General features: G+C 41.4%; 23 protein-coding genes. 13 read left to right on the forward strand and 10 right to left on the reverse strand.

Annotation, left to right across the window (positions count from 1 at the left end; genetic code table 11):
• Positions 1–28: 28 nt before the first annotated feature.
• The 3 genes from OLM56_RS02205 to OLM56_RS02215 all read right to left on the reverse strand — a co-directional run bounded on the left by OLM56_RS02205 (position 29) and on the right by OLM56_RS02215 (position 5,374).
• Positions 29–3,436, reverse strand: coding sequence for a hypothetical protein (locus OLM56_RS02205; protein ID WP_264528166.1), 3,408 nt, complete (start codon positions 3,434–3,436; stop codon positions 29–31).
• Positions 3,437–3,569: 133 nt separating this feature from the next.
• A complete protein-coding gene (locus OLM56_RS02210) occupies positions 3,570–4,832 on the reverse strand; it encodes an aspartate kinase (protein ID WP_121375438.1) in 1,263 nt (420 codons plus the stop codon).
• A gap of 35 nt (positions 4,833–4,867) precedes the next feature.
• Positions 4,868–5,374, reverse strand: coding sequence for a GNAT family N-acetyltransferase (locus OLM56_RS02215; RefSeq protein ID WP_264528167.1), 507 nt, complete (start codon positions 5,372–5,374; stop codon positions 4,868–4,870).
• 230 nt (positions 5,375–5,604) lie between these two features.
• Here OLM56_RS02215 and fbp point away from each other — a divergent pair, with 230 nt between their 5' ends.
• Entirely contained in the window at positions 5,605–6,615 is a 1,011-nt protein-coding gene (gene fbp / locus OLM56_RS02220; RefSeq protein WP_121375440.1) for a class 1 fructose-bisphosphatase, read from the forward strand.
• A gap of 31 nt (positions 6,616–6,646) precedes the next feature.
• On the opposite strand, the gene OLM56_RS02225 is transcribed toward fbp, so the two are convergent.
• On the reverse strand, positions 6,647–7,078 hold the full coding sequence (locus OLM56_RS02225) for a TerB family tellurite resistance protein (protein WP_121375441.1): 432 nt from the start codon (positions 7,076–7,078) through the stop codon (positions 6,647–6,649).
• A gap of 130 nt (positions 7,079–7,208) precedes the next feature.
• On the opposite strand from OLM56_RS02225, the gene OLM56_RS02230 reads away from it, so the two are divergent.
• Both OLM56_RS02230 and OLM56_RS02235 read left to right on the forward strand, forming a co-directional pair.
• The gene (locus OLM56_RS02230) at positions 7,209–7,802 is read left to right on the forward strand and encodes a HupE/UreJ family protein (protein WP_121375442.1); all 594 of its coding nucleotides are present in this window, start codon (positions 7,209–7,211) and stop codon (positions 7,800–7,802) included.
• Between the two features lie 68 nt (positions 7,803–7,870).
• Complete coding sequence (locus OLM56_RS02235) at positions 7,871–8,620, forward strand: UDP-2,3-diacylglucosamine diphosphatase (protein WP_379730390.1); 750 nt, start codon at positions 7,871–7,873, stop codon at positions 8,618–8,620.
• Here OLM56_RS02235 and OLM56_RS02240 read toward each other — a convergent pair.
• The 5 genes from OLM56_RS02240 to OLM56_RS02260 form a co-directional block, all read right to left on the reverse strand.
• Positions 8,617–8,970, reverse strand: a complete 354-nt coding sequence (locus OLM56_RS02240) for a hypothetical protein (protein WP_121375444.1) — start codon at positions 8,968–8,970, stop codon at positions 8,617–8,619. The two genes, OLM56_RS02235 and OLM56_RS02240, sit on opposite strands and share 4 nt — an antisense overlap.
• Positions 8,971–9,056: 86 nt before the next feature.
• The gene (gene recJ, locus OLM56_RS02245) at positions 9,057–10,754 is read right to left on the reverse strand and encodes a single-stranded-DNA-specific exonuclease RecJ (RefSeq protein ID WP_264528168.1); all 1,698 of its coding nucleotides are present in this window, start codon (positions 10,752–10,754) and stop codon (positions 9,057–9,059) included.
• A gap of 75 nt (positions 10,755–10,829) precedes the next feature.
• Positions 10,830–11,252 (reverse strand): OsmC family protein, encoded by a 423-nt coding sequence (locus tag OLM56_RS02250; protein ID WP_182492932.1) that lies wholly within the window; start codon positions 11,250–11,252, stop codon positions 10,830–10,832.
• A 17-nt stretch (positions 11,253–11,269) separates the two neighbouring features.
• Entirely contained in the window at positions 11,270–11,947 is a 678-nt protein-coding gene (gene rsmI, locus OLM56_RS02255; RefSeq protein ID WP_264528169.1) for a 16S rRNA (cytidine(1402)-2'-O)-methyltransferase, read from the reverse strand.
• A gap of 5 nt (positions 11,948–11,952) precedes the next feature.
• Positions 11,953–13,044, reverse strand: a complete 1,092-nt coding sequence (locus OLM56_RS02260) for a hypothetical protein (RefSeq protein WP_264528170.1) — start codon at positions 13,042–13,044, stop codon at positions 11,953–11,955.
• A gap of 101 nt (positions 13,045–13,145) precedes the next feature.
• Here OLM56_RS02260 and OLM56_RS02265 point away from each other — a divergent pair, with 101 nt between their 5' ends.
• From OLM56_RS02265 to OLM56_RS02305, 9 genes are all read left to right on the forward strand, one after another.
• Positions 13,146–13,772 carry a thymidine kinase gene (locus OLM56_RS02265; protein WP_121375449.1) on the forward strand — a complete coding sequence of 209 codons (627 nt, stop codon included), beginning with the start codon at positions 13,146–13,148 and terminating at the stop codon, positions 13,770–13,772.
• A 138-nt stretch (positions 13,773–13,910) separates the two neighbouring features.
• Positions 13,911–16,352 (forward strand): bifunctional UDP-N-acetylmuramoyl-tripeptide:D-alanyl-D-alanine ligase/alanine racemase, encoded by a 2,442-nt coding sequence (locus OLM56_RS02270; protein WP_264528171.1) that lies wholly within the window; start codon positions 13,911–13,913, stop codon positions 16,350–16,352.
• 101 nt (positions 16,353–16,453) lie between these two features.
• Positions 16,454–16,834, forward strand: a complete 381-nt coding sequence (gene mscL, locus OLM56_RS02275) for a large conductance mechanosensitive channel protein MscL (protein ID WP_264528172.1) — start codon at positions 16,454–16,456, stop codon at positions 16,832–16,834.
• 183 nt (positions 16,835–17,017) lie between these two features.
• A complete protein-coding gene (locus OLM56_RS02280) occupies positions 17,018–18,007 on the forward strand; it encodes an aspartate-semialdehyde dehydrogenase (protein WP_182492936.1) in 990 nt (329 codons plus the stop codon).
• A gap of 104 nt (positions 18,008–18,111) precedes the next feature.
• Positions 18,112–18,456, forward strand: coding sequence for a hypothetical protein (locus OLM56_RS02285; protein WP_264528173.1), 345 nt, complete (start codon positions 18,112–18,114; stop codon positions 18,454–18,456).
• Between the two features lie 80 nt (positions 18,457–18,536).
• On the forward strand, positions 18,537–20,924 hold the full coding sequence (locus OLM56_RS02290) for a TonB-dependent receptor (protein WP_264528174.1): 2,388 nt from the start codon (positions 18,537–18,539) through the stop codon (positions 20,922–20,924).
• A gap of 21 nt (positions 20,925–20,945) precedes the next feature.
• Positions 20,946–21,515, forward strand: a complete 570-nt coding sequence (locus OLM56_RS02295; protein ID WP_264528175.1) for a type 1 periplasmic binding fold superfamily protein — start codon at positions 20,946–20,948, stop codon at positions 21,513–21,515.
• Positions 21,516–21,812: 297 nt separating this feature from the next.
• On the forward strand, positions 21,813–22,193 hold the full coding sequence (locus OLM56_RS02300; protein WP_121375456.1) for a DoxX protein: 381 nt from the start codon (positions 21,813–21,815) through the stop codon (positions 22,191–22,193).
• Between the two features lie 48 nt (positions 22,194–22,241).
• The gene (locus tag OLM56_RS02305) at positions 22,242–24,365 is read left to right on the forward strand and encodes a prolyl oligopeptidase family serine peptidase (RefSeq protein WP_264528176.1); all 2,124 of its coding nucleotides are present in this window, start codon (positions 22,242–22,244) and stop codon (positions 24,363–24,365) included.
• 71 nt (positions 24,366–24,436) lie between these two features.
• On the opposite strand, the gene OLM56_RS02310 is transcribed toward OLM56_RS02305, so the two are convergent.
• Positions 24,437–25,042 (reverse strand): hypothetical protein, encoded by a 606-nt coding sequence (locus OLM56_RS02310; protein WP_182492941.1) that lies wholly within the window; start codon positions 25,040–25,042, stop codon positions 24,437–24,439.
• 268 nt (positions 25,043–25,310) lie between these two features.
• Between OLM56_RS02310 and OLM56_RS02315 the strand changes: the two genes are divergently transcribed.
• Positions 25,311–26,702, forward strand: a complete 1,392-nt coding sequence (locus OLM56_RS02315; RefSeq protein WP_264528177.1) for a T9SS type A sorting domain-containing protein — start codon at positions 25,311–25,313, stop codon at positions 26,700–26,702.
• The last annotated feature ends 64 nt before the right edge of the window (positions 26,703–26,766 follow it).

Raw genomic sequence — 26,766 nt, forward strand, 5'->3', positions numbered from 1 at the left:
ATATAAGCGTTTCAGATGATTATCTATGTTAAAAATAAGCTCTTAACTGCACGCTTCCTGTGTGGATTGCTTTGCTTTCTTCACTTTTCCTTCCTTCATAATTTATATTGATATCTAGAAACTGCGTCAGGTTCTTTTGCAATAACAGTCGCCAGGTCATATTCTGTCCTGCCTGCAGTCCTTCAAGCATCTGGTAGGCGACTGGAGACAAGGCATCGCCAGTAAAATCATTTTGGTAGAGAGAGAATTCGCCATTCATCGTGAATTTCTTTTCGGAAGCATAGGTAAAAGAGGTTCCGAAGCGATGCTGCTGCAACTTTTCCATATCATTGATCTTGTTCTCTTTGTCTTGGTATTCATAGAACAGATCCCAGCTTGCATTTCTTGAAAAAAGATAGGAAATCTTAGGCGCCAGCTGATAGCCTTTCAGCTCGAAATTCTTGCTGGAATAGTTTTCTGAAAAAAGTTCTGATTCGATGGTCTTTCCCAAAAAGCCTAACAGCCAGCTTTTCTGGATCAGATGGGCATATTGCAGCTGGTGCGAACGGTTGTTGTTTTCCTGAGATCCGACCGAGAGCAGCGTTTTGGCACGGTTTCTCAAATAGGTATACGTTACGGAATGGTCTTGCTTACCTCTGTTGTAAAAAAAGCTGTTCCTGAAACTAGAATTAAGTCCCAAAAGGTCTTTATCGCTTGTAGAAAACGGATTCAAGTCGAAATTGTCGCTGTCGCGTACGATCTTTCGGTCGATCAAAAAAGAGGTCTGGTTGTAAAAATAGGACAAGAATTTCTTAAGCCCTTTTTCGTTCTGCCATTGATTGGCGTTCAAGATAACCGATTGCGAGAACTTGTTTTGGTGGGTCTTGATAAAAATCTGATTCGGGAGAAAAATCCTGACGTATTCTGCCTGGTCGGAAAACTTTGCAATTTCAAATTCTTCGAGCTCTTGGATTCCGTTGCCGTTGTAATCAATCCAAGTGTAGACACCCTGCCCCGGTTCTACTTTCAGATACGTAAATTCCTGCTGCGGTATGGTTCCCGATGTGGTTTCATAGGTGGTCGTAACTTGAACCAGCTGGTTGAAATAACGGTCATTATAAAGCAACCTGGAATTTAGCGAAGGCTCGTTTTTACGAGTTGGGTCTTCAAATTTCAAGTTCCTGTAATTCACGAACAAGGAAAGGTCGCTCTTTTCGGTCTTCATCAATCGTGACTTGAGGTAATAGGAATTGGACGTATTTACCTTTCTCACAAATCCGTTGACCAAACTGTCATTAGAACGTTGCAGATAGCCTAATTCTACATACACTTTGGTGCTGTCGCCGCGTCCTGTAAAAAGACCAAACTCGTTAAATCTTTGGCTCAAGGCCGAAAACTGATTGGTTTCCTTGATTTTTTCTTCGTTGTCTTCCAGCCTGAACGTTCCGCCAACCCAGTTCTTGCCGAAATGGTATCTGGCCTGTGTCTGATTCCTGATAAATTTAGATTCGGAATAATCGCTGTCGCTTTTTAAGACACTTCCGTTGTTCTGGATGGTAAAATTCTTAAATCGAAAAGAGCCGTCGACCACATGCCTAGTTCCTGAGAAACTTTCGGAGAAATCAAGCTTTTCCAACTGGTATCTTGCGCTTCCTTTGTTCGGAAGCGTGAAATTTATGCCCGAAATTAACAGGCTCTGGTTGCCTAAAGGATTCGTCAAGTTCCAGTCGCGGTCAAATTCAATCGTGAATAGGCGCTCGATGGTCTTGAATTCTTTCTGCACGAACTGATAATTGACAAAAGCATCTACCAGCCATTTCTTTGAAAACAGCCGCTGCTTGGCATAGATTTTCCCGGCAAGGCCTTGGTTGTCGCCGTCATCTTTAGACGAAAATAAGTTCGGGTCGTTGTTGCTTACGCCAATCTCAAAATCGACCAATGTCTTTTCGCTGGGCTTGTATTTTCCCAATACAGTAGCAATCTGGATTTTTGTCGGAGCGACCAATCGGATAATCGGTTCAAAATTACCTTGCGGAATTCCGCTCACGGGCGGGACATATTCATAGATTCTACCGACTGCTGCCGTATTCGAAATTCTATAATTCCCTTGATTATTGCCAACCAAGGAGAAGCGTACGTTGTAAAGCTCGTCTTCTGGATTGTTTGAAAACTCAAAGACCTCAACGCCGCCAATGATTACTTTTTTATAAAGGATTTTATTTTCAGAATAGCTGTCGACATACGCAGAAGGCGCCGTCATTTGCGAAGGATTATCTCCCGCTTCTTTCAGCACGTTTACTTGTTCTGGAGAAAGATTTTGCTGCAAAGGCTGGTTCTTCACGTCGTTTTCTGAATATAAAAAGCCGCCGATGCTCCATTTTTCCTGCTCGTACGTCGCTCCCGCATACGTCACAAATCGGGTATAATTTCTATCGGAATATTGGTATTCGACATTGATCCTCATTTCGGAGGTAATCGGAAACAGGGATGTGAAGATAATTTCTCCCGCATTGTAATCGATGGTATAATCGTTGTTTTCGCCTCGTGTCAGTAAAATTCCGTTGACAAAAACTCTTTCGGAACCTGAAATCACCAAGATATACAATTCGCCATTCGGGCCTTGAAGCTTGTATGGGCCTTGGTTGCCCTCCTGTCCTGTAAAGCTGCTTCGTGCATATTGTCCTCTTACCAAAGCCGCCGAGGCAAAGACATTCGTCTTTTTTTCGGGAGTTCCGAAAGTAAAATTAGCGGATAGTCCTTGTACTTTTTTATTAAAATTCAAGAATCGGGATTGTCTGTTTTCTAAGAATAAATCCCCTGCCCGGATGTTCCATTTGTCGCTGAAAAGCTCGATAAAAATCTGGTCGAATTCATCCAGCTTTTGCGAATAGCCGCCTTCTTGCAGCGGAATATTGCTATCTTGGATAGATGCCCGAAGGCTTACTTTGTCTGAAATCTTTCCGGTGATCTGCAAATCGAGATTTGAATTGACAACTGAATTTTGGTTATTTCCTATGGTAATTCCTCGCGTTATGCTTCCCGAAGTATTCAATCCGTCAAAAGGCTTGAAAGTGCTTATCGGATCGCGGGAAACTTTATAGAGATTGCCTTTTCCTGCTTCGTTGCTCACGACGCGGCTGTCGTCGTAAATGCTGTATTTTTTTGTAAGGTATTCGGGATAGCTGAAATAGCGCAGTGTTAGCGTATCTTCAGACGTGTAATTATTCTTAAAAACAAGGATGCTTTTCTGGAAATCTACTTTATAATAGGTCGTATCAATATCATTCCCGAGCTTGTCCTGAAGCTTAAAGAAAGAGCTGCTGATGCTCACGCTGTCAATTTGGATCGTATCTTTTGAAGCGGTAATCTTCCTGTTTTTATACGGCGTTTTGACTTCCTGAGCAGAAAGCCCAGAAACAAAGCCTATTAAAAACAGAAAGAGCAATTTTTTCAACATAAATACTATAACTCTGAAAGCTCAAAAGTAGTATTTATAAAATTAAAATTTCAATAGCTGCTTTCGCGCAAAAACCAAGCTGCCATAAAAAATCGGGAGTTTCAAAAATTTGAGGCTCCCGATTCACTATTTTCTAACTAATGGCTTCTTTTGTAACAATCTGCATAGTTTCTCTGCTGACTTGCTTGAGCAACACTTGTTTGTCTTTTTCGACCATTTCTGCCGCTTTTTCATTAAAATGGCGGATCGTATAAAGCGAAACATTATCGTTGTACGCAACTTTGAATTTCTTAGACAGCACGTTTTTCAAGTCGTTAAAATTGCCGAATTTGTCTTCGATACACACTGAAAAACTGATAGCTGAGTTCTGAATCAGGCTGACCTTCATCTTGTATTGATGGAAAAGCCCAAAAATCTCGCTGATGTTTTCTTCCATGATAAAAGAAAAATCTATAGAAGAAAGCGAAATCAGCAACTGTCCTTTTTTTACGATATAACAGGGCAGGTGCGGCTCTAAATCGGCTCCTTTGCTCACGCTTGTTCCTGGCAAAGAAGGATTGAGGAACGATTTCACAAACAATGGAATTTCTTTTCGCTGTAGCGGCTGCAATGTTTTCGGGTGGATGACTGTGGCGCCATAAAACGCCAATTCGATAGCCTCGCGGTAGGAAATTTGGTTCAAGAGCGTTGCATTTTCAAAATACCTCGGGTCGGCATTCATCACGCCCGGAACGTCTTTCCAAATCGTGACGCTTTCGGCGTTCAGGCAATAGGCAAAAATGGCGGCGGTATAATCGGAACCCTCGCGGCCAAGCGTTGTCGTGAAATTATTTTCGTCCGAGCCCAAAAATCCTTGGGTGATGTTCAGTACTTTTTTCTTTACGTTTTTAGAAATTAGCGTCTGAGTTTGGTCCCAATCTACGATAGCATCGCGATAAGTCGTATCGGTTTTTATAAAATTACGGACATCAAGCCATTGATTTTTTAATCCTTTATAATTGAAATAGTGGCTGATTATAGTGGTCGAGATTATTTCCCCGAAACTGACAATCTGGTCGTAGACAAAGTTGTAATTCGGGGATTTGTTGTTTTTCAAAAAGCTTTCTAAATCAGAAAAAAGCTGGTTGATAGCGCCAAAAACCGCATTTTTGTCGTCTTCAAATAAATCTAGCAAAATCTGGTTATGGTACTTCTTGACATCTTGTACAGAAGATTGCAATTCTGCCGATTTTTCGAAATAGTTCTTTATCACTACTTCTAAGGCATTTGTTGTTTTTCCCATAGCCGAAACTACGAGCAAAACATCATCAAAACCCACCTGCTGCAAAACGTCGTATACGTTTTTAATGCCTTCAGCATCTTTGACTGAAGCACCTCCAAATTTAAATACTCTCATTATTTGATTTCAGATTTTAGATTTCAGATTTAGACCTAGCCAATTACTCGATTGCTGTCTGAAATAGGTAAATTATTTTTTAAAAAATCATTAATTCCTTGTTCGTCCATGTGGACCACGCGCCAATCGGATAAAACCTTTGCTCCGGATTTCTCATAAAATTTAATCGCTGGTGTATTCCAGTCGAGCACGTTCCATTCGATACGGCGTACGTTTTCTTTTTCTCCTTCTTTTATAATTTCAGAATAGAGCGCCATTCCGGCTCCAGTTCCTCTCATCTTTTCGGTAACGATCAAATCTTCAAGATGAATGGTCTTTCCTTTCCACGTTGAAAATCGGTAATAGAATAACGCCATTCCGATAATTTGACTATCTAATTCTGCCACAAAAGTATGGAACAGCGGTTGTGTTCCAAAGCCATCACGAACCAGATCTTCTATTGTAACGACGACTGCGTTTGGCTCTTTCTCGAAAACGGCCAGTTCTTTAATTAGTCCTAAAACAGCAGGCATGTCGTTTTCAGTACCTTTCCTGATTATCATTTTTTTTCTATGTATTTCAGCTTTCGCTTTTCACAGCGAATATATTAAAAGCTGATGCAACTGCACAATTATCGGTGTTTCTTTTCGAAATTAGCGCATCAATTTCAGAAACACAAAAATAACAATTATTTATATTTGTAACATTTTTTGATAAATATTTTTTTGATGGCATTCTAAAATTATAGCAATTTATAAACGATATTTGCACCCACAACTACAACGTTATAGTAATGGAGGAACGCAATAAAACATTAGGGGAATTTATTATTGAAAAACAGGAAGATTTTCAATATTCTTCGGGAGAATTATCTAGGTTAATCAACTCCATCCGACTGGCTGCCAAAGTCGTAAACTACAAGGTAAATAAAGCTGGACTGGTAGACATCGTGGGCGCTGCAGGTGCCCAGAATGTGCAGGGAGAAGACCAACAAAAATTAGATGTCTTTGCAAACGACACTTTTATACAGACGCTTATCAATCGTGAGATTGTCTGCGGTATTGCTTCGGAAGAAAGCGATGATTTCATCGTCATCAAAGGCCAAGACGAAAGCCATAACAACAAATATGTGGTGCTGATGGATCCGCTTGACGGTTCTTCAAATATTGACGTGAACGTTTCTGTAGGGACGATTTTTTCTGTCTACCGAAGAATCACGCCGATCGGAACTCCGGTAACTTTAGAAGATTTCTTGCAGCCGGGCGTAAATCAGGTAGCAGCGGGCTATGTAATTTACGGTACCTCGACAATGCTTGTCTATACGACTGGCCGCGGCGTGAACGGTTTTACATTAAACCCAGCTATCGGAACATTCTATCTTTCGCACCCGAATATGCAGTTTCCAAAAGACGGGACTATTTATTCGATAAACGAAGGAAACTATGTTCATTTTCCACAAGGCGTAAAAGATTATATCAAATATTGCCAGCTGGAAGAAGGCGACAGACCTTATACTTCACGCTACATCGGAAGCTTGGTTTCTGACATTCACAGAAATATGATCAAGGGAGGGATTTATATTTATCCGACAAGCTCAAAAGCGCCAAGCGGCAAGCTTCGCCTGCTATACGAATGCAACCCGATGGCTTTTCTGGCAGAACAAGCGGGCGGAAAAGCATCAGATGGTTTTGGAAGAATCATGGAAATCCAGCCGACAGAACTGCACCAACGCGTACCGTTCTTTTGTGGCAGCCAAAATATGGTCGAAAAGGCCGAAGAATTTATGAAAAAGGCAAGTAATTAGATATAAAAAAAGCTCCGATTGGAGCTTTTTTTTATTTATTCATATGAGTCATTTCGAAAAGGAAAGTGTCTAAGTCTACACCTAACACAAGCAATGATAAAGCTTTGTCAACAATATAGTGCACGTTTCCAGGAGTAAATCCTAATGCTAAAGCAAATCGTGTAAGGATTTCTTTTTGCTTTGGCCCTAAGACGTGATCAGCATATACCATTCTTGACAGATCATACAAACGCTCTAGTCTTTGCGTGTGCAAATACGGAGGATTGATTGGGTATTTCGTTGGATTTGCAAGAATTTCGGCATACTCTTCAGAAGAGATTTCCAATTGCATGGCCAGCTTGTCCAAGAAATGTCTTTCTTCTTCGCTTAAATGCCCGTTTTCCATTGCAACTCTCACGATAGAAGAGAAATGTCCTTTATTTCTATTTTTAAATCCGCTATCAAATAAATCTGAAATTGACATAATTATATATTTTTTGCAAATATAATCCTATTTCTATTTTAACGGCACAAAATGCCGACTTTTCTTAACAGAAATAAACTCTTTCCAAAATATATCGTAAGTTTGGAATCCCAATCAAAATTTTCAATATATGTCTGAGTTTTGGATCTACTTCAACACAGGATTGCGTCACGTTTTAGACATTCACGCCTACGACCATGTCTTATTTTTAATCGCTCTTACTATTCCTTATGCTTTTAAGGATTGGCAAAGGGTTTTGCTTTTAGTCACTCTTTTTACAGTGGGACATACCATGGCATTATTGCTTTCTGTATATGGATTCGTGCAGATAAAAGTGAATCTTGTTGAATTTTTGATTCCAATAACCATTTTAATTACGGCTTTCTTTCACCTTTTTACAGCTGGAAAAAATAGCAAGAAGGAAAGTATCAGCTTTATTGCTATCGTCACCTTATTTTTCGGGATCATCCACGGACTCGGGTTCTCGAATTATTTCAATACGATTTTACCCGGAAATGCTTCCGCCAAGCTGATTCCTTTGTTAGAATTTGCTTTGGGAATTGAAGCCGCGCAGGTTATAGTCGTGCTTATTGTATTGATTTTATCGTATATCGTACAGACTGTCTTTCGCTTTTCAAAACGCGACTGGACGCTTGTCATGTCGTCTTTTGTAATCGGCGTAGTCATTCCGATGGTGATTGAGAGCGAAATCTGGGGACGCTAGAGAAGATACCGATGCTACTCTAAATAAGTGCGCAATCTTTCCTATCTTTGGATTTTAATTGAATACACGTGGCAGACACTAAGATATATTTTGCTTCAGACCAGCATTTTGGAGCTCCTACACCCGAACTCAGCTTTCCAAGGGAACAAAAATTTGTAGCTTGGTTGGATGAAATCAAAAAAGATGCAACCGCATTATTCTTATTGGGCGACTTATTTGATTTTTGGTTTGAATATAAGACTGTCGTCCCAAAAGGATTTGTCCGTGTTTTAGGCAAATTAGCCGAAATCCGTGACAGCGGTATTCCTGTTTATTTTTTTGTAGGCAATCACGATTTGTGGATGCACGATTATTTTCAAAAAGAATTAAATATTCCTGTCTATCATACTACGCAAGAATTCACCTTTGACGGCAAATCGTTTTTGATCGGCCATGGCGATGGTCTCGGTCCAGGAGACAAAGGCTACAAAAGGATGAAAAAAGTGTTTACCAATCCTTTTTCGAAATGGCTTTTCAGATGGCTGCATCCTGATTTGGGCGTACGATTAGCGCAATATCTTTCTGTCAAAAACAAATTGATTTCTGGTGACGAGGATGTACGTTTTTTAGGAGAAGAAAATGAATGGTTGGTGCAATATTCGAAACGAAAGTTGGAAACCAAGCACTACGATTATTTCGTGTTTGGCCACAGGCATCTGCCTATGACTATAAAAGTGGGAGAAAATTCAAGCTACGTAAATTTAGGCGACTGGATTGGCTATTTTACATACGGTGTTTTTGATGGAAAAACGTTCGAACTGAAAGAATACAAAAACTAATTCTGACAGATTTCATCTAGATATTCTTTTAGCTGGATCTGGAAGATCGTTCCTTCTACCAAATCCTTTATCTGCATCAATTCATTTACCGAAACCGCCAAATCAATTTGTTGCAAAGGTGTTTTCAGCAAGAACTTGTGACATTTCCTTTTGAACTCGCAGCCGTTGCAATGAGCATCACCGCAGGCAGCATCAATCGTATCGGCAAAGATATTGAGTTCTTCTTTTGAAAGGTAAAAACCTGTTTCTTTAAAAACCAGTTGCACCTTGCTTTTCAGCACTTTTTGCTCTTTTTTCCAATGAAAAGCGACACCAAAATCATTAAAATAGATTTGCTCAATTTCTTTCATAACCTGAATTATTTCGAACAAATATAGGAATTATTTAAAATCATTCTAAATTAAATTATCTTAAAATTTAGAAAACTTTTTGCATCTTACTCCTTTCCTTTAATATCACGAAGTCGTAATTGCAGGCTCACATTTCCGTTGAATTCATTTTCTTCTATCGAATAGACGGCATCGAAAAGCTGACGTTCTTTCGCTATGTCAAACTTATTCCCCATTTTAAATCCGATGGCGCCAAACCCTTCCGAATTCTCTTGTTTCACAAAAAGACGCAGGTGCTCCTCATCGTTGCCTATCTTTTTTGCATAGCCCGTATCGATAAGGTCTTTAGTCAAGAAAATAGGCGTCATGTTCATCGGCCCGAAAGGTTCAAATTGCTTTAGTATTCGGATAAACTTTTCGTTGATATCGATTAAGTCGATTTCAGCATCAATCAGAATTTCAGGAGTCCGTAGTTCTTCGGCAATCGTCTCGGATACTACTTTTTCAAATTGATTTTTAAAATTTTCGAACTGAGTTTCTTCTAATGTAAGTCCTGCCGCATACATATGTCCGCCAAACTGCAGCAGATATTCAGAACAGGCTTCCAATGCATTATAGACATCAAAATCCTTTACTGAACGTGCCGAAGCCGCCAGCTTATCCCCGCTTTTGGTAAACACCAAGGTCGGACGATAATAGGTTTCTATCAAGCGTGAAGCTACAATCCCGATAACTCCTTTATGCCAATCTTCCTGATACACTACTGTCGAAAATCGATTTTCTTCCTGATTGTTTATAATCTGTGTCAAGGCTTGCAGGGTAATCTGTTTGTCCAAGTCTTTCCTGTCGGCATTAAAAACTTCGATTTCTTTAGCAAAAGCTTCGGCTTCCTCGATTCCAAATTCCGTCAGCAGTTGCACGGCATAATTTCCGTGTTTAATCCGTCCGGCCGCATTTATTCTTGGGGCAATGATAAAAACGACATCGCTGATCGTAAGCTGTTTTTTCTTTAGATTTTGAGTAATCGCCTTAAAACCGGGACGAGGATCAGCGTTGATAACCTCCAAACCAAATTTGGCCAAAATTCTGTTCTCTCCAGTCATAGGAACAATGTCAGCCCCAATTGCTGTTGCAACCAAATCCAGATACGGAATCAAATCTTCAATCGTATGATTTCTGTTTTGAGCCAAAGCCTGAAGCAATTTGAAGCCGATGCCACAACCGCATAGTTCATCATACGGATAGTTGCAATCGTCGCGTTTTGGATCTAGAATGGCCACGGCTTCGGGAAGCGAATTTCCTGGCCTATGGTGGTCACAGATTATAAAATCAATACCTTTTTCAGCTGCATAAGCGACATGGTCGATTGATTTTATACCGCAGTCCAACGCAATTATTAATGTAATTCCGTTGTCTTCTGCATAATCGATTCCTTTAAAAGAAACTCCGTAGCCTTCGTCATAACGGTCCGGAATATAGGTATCGACGTTAGGATAATAAGTTCTTAGATAAGAGGAAACCAAAGAAACTGCTGTAGTTCCATCGACGTCATAATCGCCAAAGACTAAAATATTTTCTTGCTGTTTGATGGCTTTTTCAATCCGAGCAACAGCTTTGTCCATATCTTTCATCAGGTACGGATCATGCAGGTCTTCTAGTTTAGGTCGGAAAAATTGTCGGGCTTCTTCAAAAGTCTCGATGCCTCGTTGCACAAGCAATGTTGCCGTAAGTTCGTCAACGCTTAAGGAATTTTGTAGGCTTTTTACTTTTTCTGAATCGGGTTTAGGTTTAAGGTTCCAGCGCATTTTGTATGGATTTTAAGTTAAGGTGCTAAGGCTCTGAGGTGCTAAGGTTTTAAGGCTCCTTAGTAACTCAGTACCTTAATTAGGATGATATAGTATTCGGACTTCGACTTTGGCAAAATGACGGAACATTTCCATCACGCCGCAATATTTTTCTACGGACAAATCAACAATTTTTTGAAGTTTTGTTTCGTCAAGGTTCAATCCGTAAAAATGATAATCTACACGAACCGTGTGATAATATTTTGGGTGTTCTTCGGTCAGGTCACCTTCTACTTCAATTGAAAAAGTATCAATATCAACCTTCATCTTTTTAATCAAAGATGCGATATCAATTCCGGTACAGCCCGCCAATGAAGCGAGCATCATGGATTTAGGACGAAGTCCATCATCGTGCCCGCCATATTCCGGATCGGAATCCATTTTTATTTTTCCACCTGGATTCGTGGCTTCAAAAGCCATATCTCCAAGCCATTTTGTAGTTACGTGATGTGTCGCCATGACTATGTATAAGATTTTTATTTGCTGCTTTTTCCTCCAACAATAACTACAATCTCGCCTTTTGGAGGCTTGGCTTCAAAGTGCTTCAAGACTTCCGAAGCGGTTCCTCTAATGGTTTCTTCATGCAGTTTAGACAATTCCCTAGAAACAGAAACGGGTCTGTCTTCTCCAAAATACTGGATAAACTCTGCTAACGTCTTGACCAATTTATGTGGAGAAACATATAAAATTATGGTTCGGGTTTCCTCAGCTAAAGCCAGATAACGCGTCTGTCTTCCTTTTTTGTCTGGGAGAAAACCTTCAAAGACAAATTTGTCATTCGGCAAGCCGCTGTTGACCAGCGCAGGAACAAAAGCTGTCGCACCCGGAAGGCATTCTACGGCAATATTGTTTTCTACGCAGGCACGCGTCAGCAAAAACCCTGGATCGGAAATAGCTGGCGTTCCAGCATCCGATATCAAGGCAATGGTTTCACCCGATTTCAATCGTGCAATCAGATTTTCCACCGTCTTGTGCTCGTTGTGCATGTGGTGGCTCTGCATGTGCGTTCCAATCTCAAAATGTTTCAGCAGCTTGCCGCTGTTTCGAGTGTCTTCTGCCAGAATCAAGTCTACTTCTTTCAGGACTTTTATCGCCCTAAAGGTCATGTCTTCAAGATTCCCGATAGGCGTTGGAACTAAATATAATTTTGACATCTAGACTATTTAAACTTGTTTTCCACTACCTCCAAAAAGCGCTCTGCATAATCTTCCTTGCCTTTCCATTCGTTGTAATCTGGCTTTACCAAATCTTCAATGAAATTTTTTGCGTCTTGGAACATATCAAACGTATTCAATTGCGACAGGACTCTGTTGAAATCTTCGTTACTGCCGCCAAAAAGATGGTTTACAAAACCGACTCTGTCGTTCAGACCAATCGTGATTCCTTTGGTTACTTTTTCAACGGCTGGTTTTGGCGTTTCGACAACGGTTTCCTTTACAGGTTCCGGTTCTTCCTCTTTCACTTCTTCTTCAATTTCTTCCTCGATCTCTTCTTTTGTTTCTTTTACATCTTCTTTTACTTCCTCTTTTACAGGCTCTTCATCGTGGTCGTGCTTGTGTTTTTCCTCGATTTCAGCCTTCACGAATTCTAAGTCTTTGTAATCGGAGCCCAAGAAATCTTCAAAGATAATCTGATGTCCTGATTCTTTTGCGACTTCTTCGACGTCTTCTTTTTTGTCGAAAGCCAGTTCAAACGCAGGTTCTATTACTTCTTCTTTCGTTTCTTCTGATGCTTTTTCTTCTTCTGCAGTAACACTTTCTTCCTCTTCTTCAGGCTCCTCAACGACAGCCTCTTCTTCATTTTCAGCAGCTGCGGTTTCTTCTTCTTCCAGTTCTTCATCAGAAAGCTCGATTTCTCCAACAACTACTTTTTCTTGTTCTGATTCGGGTTGTGTTTCAGCTTCTTCTTCCGCCACTTTGATTTCTTCTGCGGTTTCGACAGTTTCCGTTTCTTCCTTCGGCGTTTCTTCCACAGCTTTTTCCGCTTCTAAGGCAATTTCTTCCTGCACGTCCATCTCAACTTTGCCTGGGACTTCATTTTCATCAAAAGCCGTTTCCAGCACTTCATACGCCTCAGATCTTCCAATTGTCGGCTGTGCGCCTGTAAAATTCTCTTCTACAAACAACAAAACAGACAATTTTTCATACAGTTTTTGGCTTTCCTGATGCAGCTGAATCAGTTCTGATTTATTTTTCAGCTTCAAGATTCTGTGCGCAATACTGATTAATTCGGCTTCTAATTTTTTCTTCATAACTTTTGATATTATATTGAGTAAAGCAATGGTTTTTTAATAAATTTGTTTTCATCACAAAGTAAAAAAAACTAATCCTTTTTAAGGCTGAAAAATACAAAATGTTTCTCGAAAATACAGTAAATCATAAAGAACAATTTGGCTGGATTGAAGTAATCTGCGGTTCGATGTTTTCGGGAAAGACCGAAGAGCTTATCCGCCGTTTGAAAAGGGCTCAATTTGCCAAGCAGAAAGTAGAAATTTTCAAGCCTGCCATCGACACACGCTACCATGACGAGATGGTGGTTTCACACGATTCTAACGAAATACGCTCTACTCCTGTTCCTGCCGCTGCCAACATACGCATCTTAGCGCAAGGCTGTGAAGTTATCGGTATCGATGAAGCTCAATTTTTTGATGATGAGATTGTTTCGGTCTGTAATGACTTGGCCAACTCTGGAATCCGCGTTATTGTTGCCGGATTGGATATGGATTTCAAGGGAAATCCTTTCGGCCCGATGCCTGCACTTATGGCTACGGCAGAATATGTGACGAAAGTCCATGCCGTCTGTACCCGAACAGGAAATCTTGCCAATTACAGTTTCCGTAAAGCCAACAACAATAATCTGGTTATGCTGGGAGAAACGGAAGAATACGAACCGTTGAGCCGCGCCGCATATTTCAATGCGATGAAAGAGCTTCAGGAAAAAGAAGAAAGCTTTTTTTCAAAGAACAAGAAAACTCCGTAAGCCAAGACTTCCAAATTCACACAATAAATAGAGCGCAAGCATAACAAGAAGGCTATTGCGTCGTATACCTGCGTGACAGAACCACAATTTCCATCAAAAAATTAGTTATTTTTACAATAGCTTTAAAAAGAAAATAAATTGAGCCTGAAAATCCAACATATCATTCCTGAGATTCACGCCCGTTTCTCTGGAAATCCAGATACTGAAATTGACACCGTTTCTATCGACAGCCGTTCATTGCAAAATAATTCACAAACGTTGTTTTTTGCTTTGGCGGGTCTGAACAATGATGCCCATCAATACATTCCTGATCTGATTGCCAAAGACGTTCAGAACTTTGTCGTTAATCATATTCCAAAAGATTTAGAAAGTAAAGCCAATTTTCTCCTCGTAGAAAACACCTTGCAAGCTTTGCAGGATTTTGCTTCCTACTACCGAAAATCTTTTCATTTCCCGATTATTGGAATCACGGGAAGCAACGGAAAAACCATCGTAAAAGAATGGCTGAATTTTCTGCTCAGCCCAGACTACAACATCATCCGAAGCCCGAAGAGTTATAACTCGCAAGTCGGCGTGCCGCTTTCGGTAATTTCAATAAACGAAAAGCATAATCTTGGGATTTTTGAGGCCGGAATTTCGACCGTTCATGAAATGGAAAAGCTGGAAAAAATTATCCAGCCGACTATCGGGATATTAACCAATATTGGTTCCGCTCATGACGAAGGCTTTCAGAATCTAGAAGAAAAAATTTCGGAAAAACTCCGTCTTTTTGAACATTCCGAAGTCCTGATTTACCAAAAAAACGCGGTAGTCGATTCGCTTATAGATGCTACTACAAAAACTTTTTCGTGGAGTTTCAACGACAAAAATGCGAATGTATTCATAACGCAAAAGCAGCTTTCTGAAAAGACACAGCTAAACATTTCCTACGATACGATTTCTTTCAACGCTATTATTCCTTTTCAGGACAAGGCTTCCATCGAAAACGCCATAAGCTGCCTGATGACTTTGCTTTATTTGGGCTATCTGCCAGAAATCATCCAGGAGAGAATGCAGTTGTTGTATTCCGTTGAAATGCGCCTGAAAGTCAAAAACGGAATCAATAATACGGCAATTGTCGACGACAGCTACAGTTCCGACTACCAATCGCTAAAAATTGCGTTGGACTTTCTGGAGCAGCAGAAACAATTCAAGAAAAAGACCATCATCCTTTCGGACATCATCCAAAGCGGATTGCCGACGGACGAATTGTACAAAAAGGTTTCAGAACTCGTTACCTCCAACAAAATAGACCGTGTTATTGGCGTAGGTGAAGAAATCGGGACTTACTCCAACAGTTTTAAAAACATCATCACCTACAAAAACACAGACGATCTTATCTCGGATTTCAAAAACCTGAATTTTGAAAACGAAACCATATTGATCAAAGGAGCACGAATTTTCCAATTCGAAAAAATTACCTCCTTGCTGGAAGAAAAGACCCATGAAACGGTTTTAGAAATCAACCTCAACGCCATCAGCCACAACCTGAATTTCTTCAAATCGAAGCTAAAACCGCAAACCAAGCTTATGGTGATGGTCAAAGCTTTCGGCTATGGAAGCGGCGGTTTTGAGATTGCAAAACTTTTGGAATACCATAAGGCTGACTATTTGGGCGTTGCTTTTGCCGATGAAGGAATTGCGCTCAAAAGTGCCGGAATCACCCTGCCTATCATGGTCCTGAATCCAGAAAACACAAGCTTTAGTGCCATCATTGAGCACAATCTCGAGCCTGAAATCTATTCCATCAAAGGATTAAGAGCTTTTCTAAAGATTGCCGAACAGAAAAACCTCGAGCAATTTCCTGTCCATATCAAGCTGGACACCGGAATGCATCGCTTGGGTTTTCAAGAAAATGATTTGGACGAACTGATAGCAACCTTAAAAAATACGCCTTCTATCAAAGTAAAAAGCATCCTTTCGCACATGGCCACGAGCGACGACCTGATGCACCATGAATTTGCGAAGTCGCAGATTGCTTTGTTTGAAAAACTGTCTGCAAGGCTCATGCAAGAGCTTTCGATAAATCCAATACGTCACATCCTTAATACGTCTGGAATCAGCAATTATCCGGAAGCGCAATACGATATGGTTCGCCTCGGCATTGGACTTTATGGTGTTTCTAACGATCCGTCGGAGACCAAATATTTAGAAAATGTAGGCACATTAAAATCGATAATTTCTCAGATCAGGACCATTCAGTCGGGCGAAAGCGTGGGTTATGGCAGAAGGTTTATGGCTTCAAAAGAAACCAAAATTGCGACCATCCCAATCGGTTATGCAGACGGAATCCCAAGAAGCTGGGGCAACCAGCTCGGTTATGTCATGATCAAGAATCAAAAAGCAAGTATTGTAGGAAGCGTCTGCATGGACATGCTGATGGTAGACGTTTCGACCATCGACTGTCTCGAAGGCGATCCGGTTATTATTTTCGGAGAAAACCCAAACGTTACCTACATTGCAGAAAAACTCGGGACAATTCCTTACGAGATTTTGACCGGCATTTCACACCGTGTTAAGCGTGTTTTTTACAGAGAATAGTACAAATTTTAAAAATTCGGTGCAGAAATGTTAAAACATTTAACTACTTTAGCTAGTAACTAAAACCAATTTTTATATAATAATCCTAAAATCAACTAATTATGGGAATGGTATCTGAATTTAAGGCCTTTGCATTAAAAGGCAATGTCGTAGACTTAGCTATCGGGGTCATCATAGGCGCCGCTTTCGGAAAAATTGTTTCTTCATTAATTGAAGACATTATTACACCAATAATATTAAAACCAGCACTTGACGCGGCTGGAGCAGCAAATATTGAAACATGGGCACCCGGCGGAATGTTTTTAGGCAAGTTTATATCTGCAGTAATTTCATTTTTAGTTATTGCATTTGTATTATTCATGGTTGTTAAAGCCATTAATTCATCAAGAAAAAAAGAAGCAGAAGCTCCTGCTGCACCGCCAGCCCCTACCAATGAAGAAAAATTATTGATGGAAATCCGCGATGCACTAAGAAATAAATAATCCCGAAATAGTACCGCTGCATTATATATTCTAACTAAACCGCTCACAAAACAGGGCGGTTTTTCTTTTAATTATTTATTTTCATAACAATATGTTATATTTTTATAATTCGTTTTTTCAATAACTTTATTAGCTACTTTTGCATTCAGAAAATCAGTTTTTAACCACTTTAAAAAATAGAATATGAAAGTTGCTGTTGTTGGTGCAACCGGAATGGTTGGCGAAGTAATGCTTCAAGTTTTGGCAGAAAGAAATTTTCCTGTAACGGAATTAATTCCCGTAGCTTCAGAGAAATCAGTAGGCAAGGAAATCGAATTCAAAGGAAAAAAGTATAGCGTTGTTGGATTAGAAACAGCAGTTTCAATGAAGCCAGAAATCGCCTTGTTTTCTGCTGGCGGAGAAACTTCTCTAGCTTGGGCGCCAAAATTTGCGGAAGCCGGTACTACCGTAATCGACAACTCATCAGCTTGGAGAATGCACGCTGACAAAAAACTGATTGTTCCTGAAATCAACGCTTCAGAACTGACCAAAGAAGACAAGATTATTGCCAACCCAAACTGCTCGACCATACAAATGGTTTTGGCATTGGCACCTTTGCATAAAAAATACAACATCAAGAGAATTATTGTTTCGACTTATCAGTCCATTACTGGAACCGGTGTCAAAGCCGTACAGCAATTGGAAAACGAATATGCTGGAACTAAAGGCGAAATGGCTTACAAATACCAGATTCACAGAAACGCTATCCCACAATGCGATGTTTTCGAGGACAACGGATACACCAAAGAAGAGATGAAACTGGTGCGCGAGACGCAAAAGATCTTAAGCGATAAAACCATTGCCGTAACAGCCACTGCCGTGCGAGTGCCTATAGTAGGCGGACACAGCGAAGCTGTAAACGTAGAGTTCTCTACTGATTTCGATGTAAACGATGTACGAAAGATTCTTCACGAAACACCAGGAATTGTCGTTCAAGACAATACAGACACCTTCACTTACCCGATGCCGCTGTATGCGCATGGCAAAGACGATGTTTTTGTGGGAAGAATTCGCCGCGACGAGTCGCAGCCAAACACTTTGAACATGTGGATTGTTGCCGACAACCTTAGAAAAGGAGCCGCTACAAACACCATACAAATTGCAGAATATCTAGTCGCTAACGGCTTGGTATAAGACCCATAGCTGACCAGCACATGCCACAACCGCCTGTTTTGACAAACCATAAAATTTGTTAAAACAGGCGGTTTTCTTTTACACTTTCATACATTTGCAATTGGATGAAGAAGAAGTTCGCCATAATAAACCTCTCATTGATGATTGCAGTATTGTTCTCGATACTGTTTCAATCAGTCCATTCCTATGAGCACTTCTTAGACGGAAACGTTGCTACTGTTAGCCAATCAGACGATGACGGCAGTACCAAAATCCAGACCCTCGACCACAATCACGAAAAATGTTTTGTCTGCGAATTTACCCTAAGCAGTTTTATCGCGACAGAAACCTTTACATTCAACCTTCAGGTCCCTTTCAAGGCCGTAGCCTATAACTTTCCTGCTTCAGAAACAGCAGAATTCTTTGCAGGCAGCCTGTTTTTGCACCGCGGACCGCCATCTAGCTGTTAATTAACGAAAAGAGCCTTGCTCTTCTTTCGGGCTGTTTCTTTTAGAAGCATGCCTTAATTATCATTTTAGATTTTTTCAAAATGCGCTATATCCTATTTTTTGTTTTCCTCTTGGCAGGAAACCAAACCCTCGTATATTCTCAACACACGGTGAGCGGGAAGATTACCAACGAGAAAAAACAACCTTTGGCGGGGAGCCACATCCATGCCGGAACTTTTTTTGCGAATGCTGCAGCCGACGGGAGCTTTTCAATAAGTGGCATCCCAAACGGCAACTTGGCCGTGACCATCGAATATCTGGGCTATAAGACCCTAGATACCGTAATCGCTGTCCAGAAAGATGTCGTATTGGACATTTCCCTGAAGCCAGAAGTCTCGCAACTGTCAGAAGTTGTCCTTAAAAAGACCCTTTCCGAGAAAAATGCTTCGACACAAGAAATCAAAGCTAACGTGCTCGAAAACTACAGCAGCGAGAGCCTGGGCGATGCCCTAAAGGAAATCAGCGGCGTATCGTCATTAAAGACCGGAAGTACGATCGTAAAGCCGATTATCAACGGACTGCATAGCAGCCGCGTGCTGATCGTCAATAACAACGTGCGCCTCGAAGACCAGCAGTGGGGCACCGAACACGCACCGAACATGGATGTCAATACCGCCGGGAAAATTTCGGTCATCAAGGGCGCATCCGGATTACAGTATGGCGGCGATGCCATAGGCGGCACCGTCATTATAGAACCCGCACACATTCCTGTAAAAGACACGATTTTTGGAAAGACCATTATCAACGGCGCATCAAACGGACGCGGAGGCAGCATTTCGTCTTCGCTCTCCAAAGGCTATGAAAACGGCTGGAACTGGAATCTTCAGGGAACGTTCAAATACTTTGGCGATTTCGAAGCGCCAGATTATGTACTTTCTAATACCGGAAACCGCGAGCGCAACCTGTCTGCCAGCTTAGGCTACAAGGGAGAAAATCACGGCTACAGCTTTTTTTACAGCTACTTTAATGCCGAGATCGGAATCCTGAGAGCCTCGCACATCAGCGGCATCTCCGACCTGATCCGCGCCATCAACAGCGGACAGCCTCAGGTCATTAGAGATTTCACTTATGATATCAATGCGCCCAAGCAGGAACTACAGCATCATCTCGGAAAAATTAACTATTACACCTATTTTTCCGATGCCAGTAAGCTGTCGCTCCAATACGCCTTCCAGTTCAACAACCGCCTAGAGTTTGACCTCAGGAGGGGCGATGACCGCAACAAGGCATCTGTTGACCTGGACTTGATGACTCACTCCTTCAATGCCGATTATGAAGCTAATTTTTCGGATAAGATGAAATATAAGGCTGGAATCAGCGGTGCTTACCAGAACAATGCAGCGAACACAGGCGCTACAGAGGTACGTGCCCTGATTCCGAATTATAACAAATTCGATGCGGGTCTCTACGCTATTGCCAGCTATCAAGCCAATGAAAAGCTGGTGCTGGAAACAGGCTTCCGCTATGATTTCAGCCACATCGATGCCAAGAAATATTATCTAAAATCTAGATGGACAGAACGCGGTTATGACCGCGATTTCAGCGATATCATTATCGGAGAAGAAGGACAGCAGTGGTACACCAATCCGGTGTTTACCTACCATAATTTTTCCGGAAGCCTCGGCACCAAATACGAGATCAACGACAAGCTGCATTGGTTTGCCAACATCGGCGTGGCCAGCAGGAACCCGAATCCCGCAGAATTGTTTAGCGACGGGCTGCACCATGCTACCGGACAGATCGAATTGGGCGACTTGAGGCTGCAGCGCGAAGTAGCGCTCAAGATGTCGACCGCACTTAATTATGCCGCAGAGGGCTTTGCCTTTGAAATCAATCCTTATTTTAATACGGTTTCCGATTTCAAGATCCTAGTTCCAACCACCATCATCTTGTCGAACCGAGGCCCTTTTCCGGTCTGGGAATACCGTCAGGTAGATGCGAGGATGTTCGGGATCGACCTCACGGCCGATTATGACTTTGCCAAAAACCTCAACTGGCATTCGACTGCCGCTTTTGTATATGGTGAAGATGCGACCAACGACAAACCGCTGATCGACATGCCTCCGCTGAACCTGAACAACACCTTGAGCTTTAAAAAGGAAAATTGGAATCATCTGGTGCTTGCTCTAAAAAACGAAACCGTCTTTACGCAGCAGCGCTATCCTAACAATGATTTTTATGTAGACGTTACAGATTCTGGAGAACCTGTCAGCACTTTGGTGCAGATCAGCAAGCCGCCAAAGGGATACAGCCTGTTGCATTTTAGCTCAGAGATGAGTTTTGATGTCTTGAAAAAATCTAAAATGACACTCGGATTCAATATCCAAAATCTTTTAAACACGAATTACAGAGATTACCTCAACAGGACGCGCTTTTATGCAGATGATCTGGGCAGGAATTTCAGGATTCAACTAAAACTAAATTATTAATTTTTTTAAACCATTATTCTTATGAACGTATTTAAATTTTTATCAATGGGCTTGGCAGCTATAGCGCTTTGTTCTTCTTGCAGCAATGATGACAGCAATCCCGTGAACGAAGAAGAAGTAATCACGACCTTGACAGCTACCTTGACAGGCGGCGGACGTACGATTACCTTAACGTCAAGAGATCTTGATGGTGCTGAAGGACCAAATGCTCCGGTAGTAACAGTTTCTGGAAATCTTGCGCCAAGCACTACCTATACCGGGTCGCTTGACTTGTTGAACGAGGCGGCTACGCCTGCCGAAAGTATTACTGAGGAAATCTTGGAAGAGGCACACGACCACCAATTTTTCTTTACCATTTCGAACGCGCTGGCAACAACAGCCTATGCCGTTCCAAATGACGAAAACGGAAAGCCGGTAGGACTTAACTTTACGCTAACTACAGGGGCTGCGACTGGAACAGGTACTTTTACGATTATATTACGCCATCAACCGAACAAGAATGCCGAAGGCGTTGCAGCCGGCAACATCGCCAATGCCGGAGGAGAAACCGATATTCAGGTAAGCTTCCCGATAACAGTAGCCGCACAATAAATATTTTTATTTACTGCTCTATAAAAAACCGCCTCAAAAAGGCGGTTTTTGTTTATTTCCGAGATACGCCAATCCTTTCCGCCGATTAGTTAAGGCTTTCCGGAAGGGGAAAGAGGCAACTACGTGGCGAAAGCGTCAACTCAGGATGATAAGTGCAAAAGCCTCTTTTTCGTGTTATAAATTGAAATTCTGTTAATTAGATTCTGCTTTTTTTACATACAATCCATTTGATTGCTGTTTTTTTAGTAATTTAGGAATTTCAATGAACGTTTAGTAACCAAAAAATTGTAGATACTTATGAATTCGAAATTTACCTCCATTGTCAGAGTGCTTCTTGGACTCGTTCTTTTAGTTTTTGGATTGAACAAATTTTACACGCTGCCCTTTATTCCAGTACCACAGCTGCCAGAAGACGCCGCAAGTTTTATGGGCTCGCTAGCCGCCACAGGCTATGTGCTGCCAATTATCGGAATCTTGGAAATTTTCATCGCCCTGCTTCTTTTTACAAAAAACTGGATTGCCTTTGCGCTGATCGTACTGGCTCCTATCTCCCTAAACATTTTACTTTTCCATCTTTTCTTGGACCTTCCGAGCATCGGGGGCGCCATTTTGGTTGCTGTCCTCAACGGCATCCTTATCTACAAACATTGGCCGCAATACAGGCCACTTTTTAACTAATTAATAACTAACGATTCCCTATTTTTGTAAGAATCAAAAAACATTTTAATGAAAAAAGTACTCGTCACGATGATTGCAGCATCTGCCCTTATTTCCTGCAAGGAAGAAATAAAAGAAAAAGCTATAGTGCTCAAATATCCTGTAACCAAGCAAGTTGACACAGTCAACACTTATTTCGGAACCGAAGTAAAAGACCCGTACCGCTGGCTCGAAGACGACAAATCTGCCGAGACTGCCGCTTGGGTAAAAGCTGAAAACGAAGTTACCTTCGGCTATTTGGAAAAAATCCCTTTCAGGAAAGAGATGAAAGACCGTCTCGAAAAACTTTGGAATTATGAAAAGATTTCTGCCCCTACGCAGGAAGGAGATTACACCTATTATTTCAAGAACAACGGATTGCAAAACCAGTCGGTGATGTACCGAAAAGACAAAAGCGGCAAAGAAGAAGTCTTTCTTGACCCAAATACTTTTTCTTCTGACGGGACTACATCGCTGTCTTCTGTAGAATTCTCAAAAGACGGTTCTTTAGTAGCCTATTCGATCTCAGAAGCAGGAAGCGACTGGAACAAAATCATCATTTTAGATGCCGTTAGCAAGAAAAAACTAGAAGCTGAATTGGTAGACGTAAAATTCAGCGGTATTGCCTGGATCGGCAACGAAGGATTCTACTACTCCAGCTACGACAAGCCAAAAGGAAGCCAGCTTTCTGCCAAAACCGACCAGCACAAATTGTATTTCCACAAATTGGGCACGGCGCAAAAAGAAGACAAAGTTATCTTCGGCTTGAATGAAAAAAGAAGATACGTGGGTGCCAGCGTTACAGAAGACGATAAATATCTTGTCATTTCGGCTTCGACGTCAACTTCTGGAAACGAATTGTATTTCAAAGACCTTAGCGTTCCGAACAGCAAAATCGTAAACGTGGTTGATAATTTTGACAGCGACAACTACATCTTAGACAACGTAGGCACTAAGTTGTATATCGTAACCAACCTGAATGCTCCAAACCAAAGAGTAGTGACTGTGGATGCGGCCAACCCGAAACCAGCGAACTGGAAAGACTTTATTGCAGAAACAGAAAACGTACTTTCGGTTTCGACAGGTTCTGGATTCATCTTTGCCAACTATATGAAAGATGCCGTTTCTCAAGTAAAACAGTATGATTATGAGGGAAAAATGTTGCGTGAGATCAAATTGCCAGGTATCGGTTCTGCCGGAGGTTTTGGCGGTAAGAGAGAAGACAAAGAATTGTACTACTCGTTCACGAACTATACGACTCCTGGAACTATCTATGCTTTTGAGCCAAAAGCAGGAGTATCATCTGTATACGAAAAGCCAAAAGTAGATTTCAACTCTGCCGATTACGAAAGCAAGCAGGTATTCTACACCTCAAAAGACGGCACAAAGGTACCAATGATCATCACGCACAAAAAAGGCTTAAAGCTTGACGGAAAGAATCCAACGATCCTTTACGGATATGGCGGCTTTAACGTAAGCCTTACGCCAGCTTTCAGCATCAGCAATGCGGTGTGGATGGAACAAGGAGGCGTTTACGCGGTTCCGAACCTTCGCGGCGGCGGTGAATACGGCAAAAAATGGCACGACGGCGGCACGCAGCTGAAAAAGCAAAACGTGTTCGACGATTTTATCGCGGCGGCAGAATACTTAATCGCACAGAAATATACTTCGTCTGACTTCTTGGCTATCCGTGGAGGCTCTAACGGAGGACTTCTAGTAGGAGCTACCATGACACAGCGTCCAGACTTGATGAAAGTAGCGCTTCCGGCAGTGGGCGTTCTAGACATGCTTCGCTACCATACGTTTACTGCAGGTGCAGGATGGGCGTATGATTACGGAACGGCAGAAGATTCTAAAGAAATGTTCGACTACCTGAAAAAATATTCTCCAGTACACAACGTGAAAGAAGGCACAAGCTATCCGGCAACCTTAATCACTACTGGCGACCATGACGACAGGGTGGTTCCGGCACACAGCTTTAAGTTTGCGGCAGAATTGCAGGCAAAACAAAAAGGCGACAATCCGGTATTAATCCGCATTGAAACCAACGCAGGACATGGTGCAGGAAAACCAGTTTCTAAGACTATCGAAGAAGCGGCAGACATCCTATCGTTTACCCTATACAACATGGGAATCCGAGAGTTTAAAAAATAAGCTGCCCAATTTATCGCATAAAAAAAGCATCCAATTATGGATGCTTTTTTCGTCTTAAAGGGTTTCAAAATTTATTTCAACTTAACTTCTACTATTTCACCGTCGGTTTTTACTTCTACAAATTTCTCCAAACGTTCTTCGTGATTTTGGGTATAATACCTCTTTTCATAATGATCTGCTTGGGTACCATAACTGCCGTAGCTGGTTCCGGTATGCTCGTTGTAAGAACCTGTACTGCTCCAGCTCATATTGCCGGTCAGGAAATACTTCCCAGGTTTCATATCCGGAAACGTAAACTTTCCGACGCTGTTGGATATGGCTTCAAGCCTGTATCGGAAAGCTGCATCCGACATATAAACATAACGTCTCTTTCTTAGGTTTTCCTTGCTGTTTCGCAGCTTATACCATGCTTCAAAGTAGGGCGTTACAGGAAACAGCATAATCTTCATGTTATCGGCATAGATTCTGGGCGCCAAAGGTGCCGTTTTGGTAAAGGCAACTCCTGTAATCTTCCCTTTTCCCAAAGCCAAGGCTTTTTTAGCTTGTATGGAATCAAAAACCGCTTCTGGATAAAGGGTCGTGATTTTTTCTTCTTCTTCTTTCTCTACATATTGCGCCCGAAGATTTTGTCCAAGGCATAGCATAAAGATTACGAAATATAGAAACTTAAGATTCATAACATTAGGGTTTTTTAATTTATACTTGTTTTATAAATAAAAAAGACTTCCGTATTAAGGAAATCAATCCTTTACTTCGGAAGATAAAATTACTAACCTTAGGCTATTTTGTAGAAGATATTGGATTTTATTATTGAAAATTACCTGATATCAGGTATAGGAGCAGGCTTTGGCCTCTGTTACATTTGTATTTAAATTGTTGAAAATTAATACTATTAAAAAAAATAGATAACTTTGAAAAGAAAAATAACAGCTTAATTCTCTTACTATGAAAAAAGCATTACTTCTTGCAGTCTCTCTTTTTGGCAGCCAGCTATATGCTCAATGCTGGCAGACCGTTAGTGCTGGCAGCTCTCATACTGCCACAATAGCTTCTAACGGCACAATCTGGGCATGGGGCAGCAACTATTATGGCGAAATAGGCGACGGTACAAATATCGAGAGAAATGTTCCGACGGCATCGGGAAGCACATCAGGATGGCAATCTATTGTTGCTGGAGGCATGGTAACATTTGCTATTAAAACTGACGGAACCTTATGGGCGGCGGGGATGAATACTGCTGGACAATTAGGAGATGGAACGATGACAAACAAAAACACCCTGACACAAATAGGAACTGACACTAATTGGAAAACGGTGTCAACCCATAAATCTACCGACCTCACCCATACTCTCGCCATTAAAAACAACGGTACTTTATGGGCATGGGGCGAAAATACGGAAGGTCAGTTAGGCGACGGTACCAATATCAACAAGACAATACCAACCATAATCGGCTCCGAAAGCAATTGGCAATCCGTTTCGGCTGGATATAAAAGCACGGCAGCAATTAAAACAAATGGTACGTTATGGACTTGGGGTTCTAATAATTATGGCGTATTAGGGGATGGCTCAACAGGCAGTAATAGAAATACTCCTGCGCAAGTAGGCAATGATACCGATTGGCGGATGGTTTCTGTGGGCAATTCTTTTATGTTAGCTATTAAAAACAACGGAACATTATGGGCGGCCGGATATAACGTGGTTGGACAATTGGGAGACGGAACTTATAATAATAGAAATACGATAATACAAATCGGAACCGACGCCAGCTGGATAGCTGTTAGTGCTGGAGGAAGTCATTCTTTAGCGCTAAAAGGCGATGGCACTTTATGGGCCTGGGGCAACAAAATACACGGACAATTAGGAATGGGAGCGCCCGCTGAGCATTCTAATATTATTACACCTACACAAGTCGGAACTGATATAAATTGGAAAATCGTATCGGCAGGATCCCGACACTCCTTGGCACAAAAAATAGATGGCAGCCTTTGGTCATGGGGTGCAAACGAATACGGTCAGCAAGGAAATGGAGCATTGACAGCAGTTCCTACTACGGTACCCACACCAGTAAGCTGCAATTTCTTATCCGCTACCGAAAAGGAAATTAAACCTTACATAAGCGTCTATCCAAACCCAACAAAAGACAAGATAAAAGTATCTTCAATCGGAGTTATCTCTGATGTGGCCCTATTTAATTTGCTCGGACAGAAGGTGCTTTTCCAAAAGGCCAATTCGACCGAAAATCAAATCGACATGACGGCTTTGTCGAGCGGAACTTATTTGGTGAAAGTCTATACCAACAATCAAGTAAAAACCTTAAAAGTAGTCAAGGAATAGCAAATCGATTCTCACGATATTATAAAAGCCACCCAAAAAGGTGGCTTTTTATGTTTTAGGCAAA

This window comes from Flavobacterium sp. N2550 (assembly GCF_025947265.1).
GTDB classification, from domain to species: domain Bacteria; phylum Bacteroidota; class Bacteroidia; order Flavobacteriales; family Flavobacteriaceae; genus Flavobacterium; species Flavobacterium endophyticum.

Bases quoted from the DNA above. Each gene is read 5' to 3' on its own strand.
- OLM56_RS02305 (WP_264528176.1), top strand. From the start codon at position 22,242: ATGAAAAAAGTACTCGTCACGATGATTGCAGCATCTGCCCTTATTTCC.
- OLM56_RS02310 (WP_182492941.1), bottom strand. From the start codon at position 25,042: ATGAATCTTAAGTTTCTATATTTCGTAATCTTTATGCTATGCCTTGGA.
- rsmI (WP_264528169.1), bottom strand. From the start codon at position 11,947: ATGTCAAAATTATATTTAGTTCCAACGCCTATCGGGAATCTTGAAGAC.
- OLM56_RS02225 (WP_121375441.1), bottom strand. From the start codon at position 7,078: ATGTCAATTTCAGATTTATTTGATAGCGGATTTAAAAATAGAAATAAA.
- OLM56_RS02285 (WP_264528173.1), top strand. From the start codon at position 18,112: ATGAAGAAGAAGTTCGCCATAATAAACCTCTCATTGATGATTGCAGTA.
- OLM56_RS02230 (WP_121375442.1), top strand. From the start codon at position 7,209: ATGTCTGAGTTTTGGATCTACTTCAACACAGGATTGCGTCACGTTTTA.
- OLM56_RS02290 (WP_264528174.1), top strand. From the start codon at position 18,537: ATGCGCTATATCCTATTTTTTGTTTTCCTCTTGGCAGGAAACCAAACC.
- OLM56_RS02300 (WP_121375456.1), top strand. From the start codon at position 21,813: ATGAATTCGAAATTTACCTCCATTGTCAGAGTGCTTCTTGGACTCGTT.
- OLM56_RS02240 (WP_121375444.1), bottom strand. From the start codon at position 8,970: ATGAAAGAAATTGAGCAAATCTATTTTAATGATTTTGGTGTCGCTTTT.
- fbp (WP_121375440.1), top strand. From the start codon at position 5,605: ATGGAGGAACGCAATAAAACATTAGGGGAATTTATTATTGAAAAACAG.
- OLM56_RS02205 (WP_264528166.1), bottom strand. From the start codon at position 3,436: ATGTTGAAAAAATTGCTCTTTCTGTTTTTAATAGGCTTTGTTTCTGGG.
- recJ (WP_264528168.1), bottom strand. From the start codon at position 10,754: ATGCGCTGGAACCTTAAACCTAAACCCGATTCAGAAAAAGTAAAAAGC.
- OLM56_RS02280 (WP_182492936.1), top strand. From the start codon at position 17,018: ATGAAAGTTGCTGTTGTTGGTGCAACCGGAATGGTTGGCGAAGTAATG.
- OLM56_RS02210 (WP_121375438.1), bottom strand. From the start codon at position 4,832: ATGAGAGTATTTAAATTTGGAGGTGCTTCAGTCAAAGATGCTGAAGGC.
- OLM56_RS02295 (WP_264528175.1), top strand. From the start codon at position 20,946: ATGAACGTATTTAAATTTTTATCAATGGGCTTGGCAGCTATAGCGCTT.
- OLM56_RS02250 (WP_182492932.1), bottom strand. From the start codon at position 11,252: ATGGCGACACATCACGTAACTACAAAATGGCTTGGAGATATGGCTTTT.
- OLM56_RS02260 (WP_264528170.1), bottom strand. From the start codon at position 13,044: ATGAAGAAAAAATTAGAAGCCGAATTAATCAGTATTGCGCACAGAATC.
- OLM56_RS02265 (WP_121375449.1), top strand. From the start codon at position 13,146: ATGTTTCTCGAAAATACAGTAAATCATAAAGAACAATTTGGCTGGATT.
- OLM56_RS02215 (WP_264528167.1), bottom strand. From the start codon at position 5,374: ATGATAATCAGGAAAGGTACTGAAAACGACATGCCTGCTGTTTTAGGA.
- OLM56_RS02315 (WP_264528177.1), top strand. From the start codon at position 25,311: ATGAAAAAAGCATTACTTCTTGCAGTCTCTCTTTTTGGCAGCCAGCTA.
- mscL (WP_264528172.1), top strand. From the start codon at position 16,454: ATGGGAATGGTATCTGAATTTAAGGCCTTTGCATTAAAAGGCAATGTC.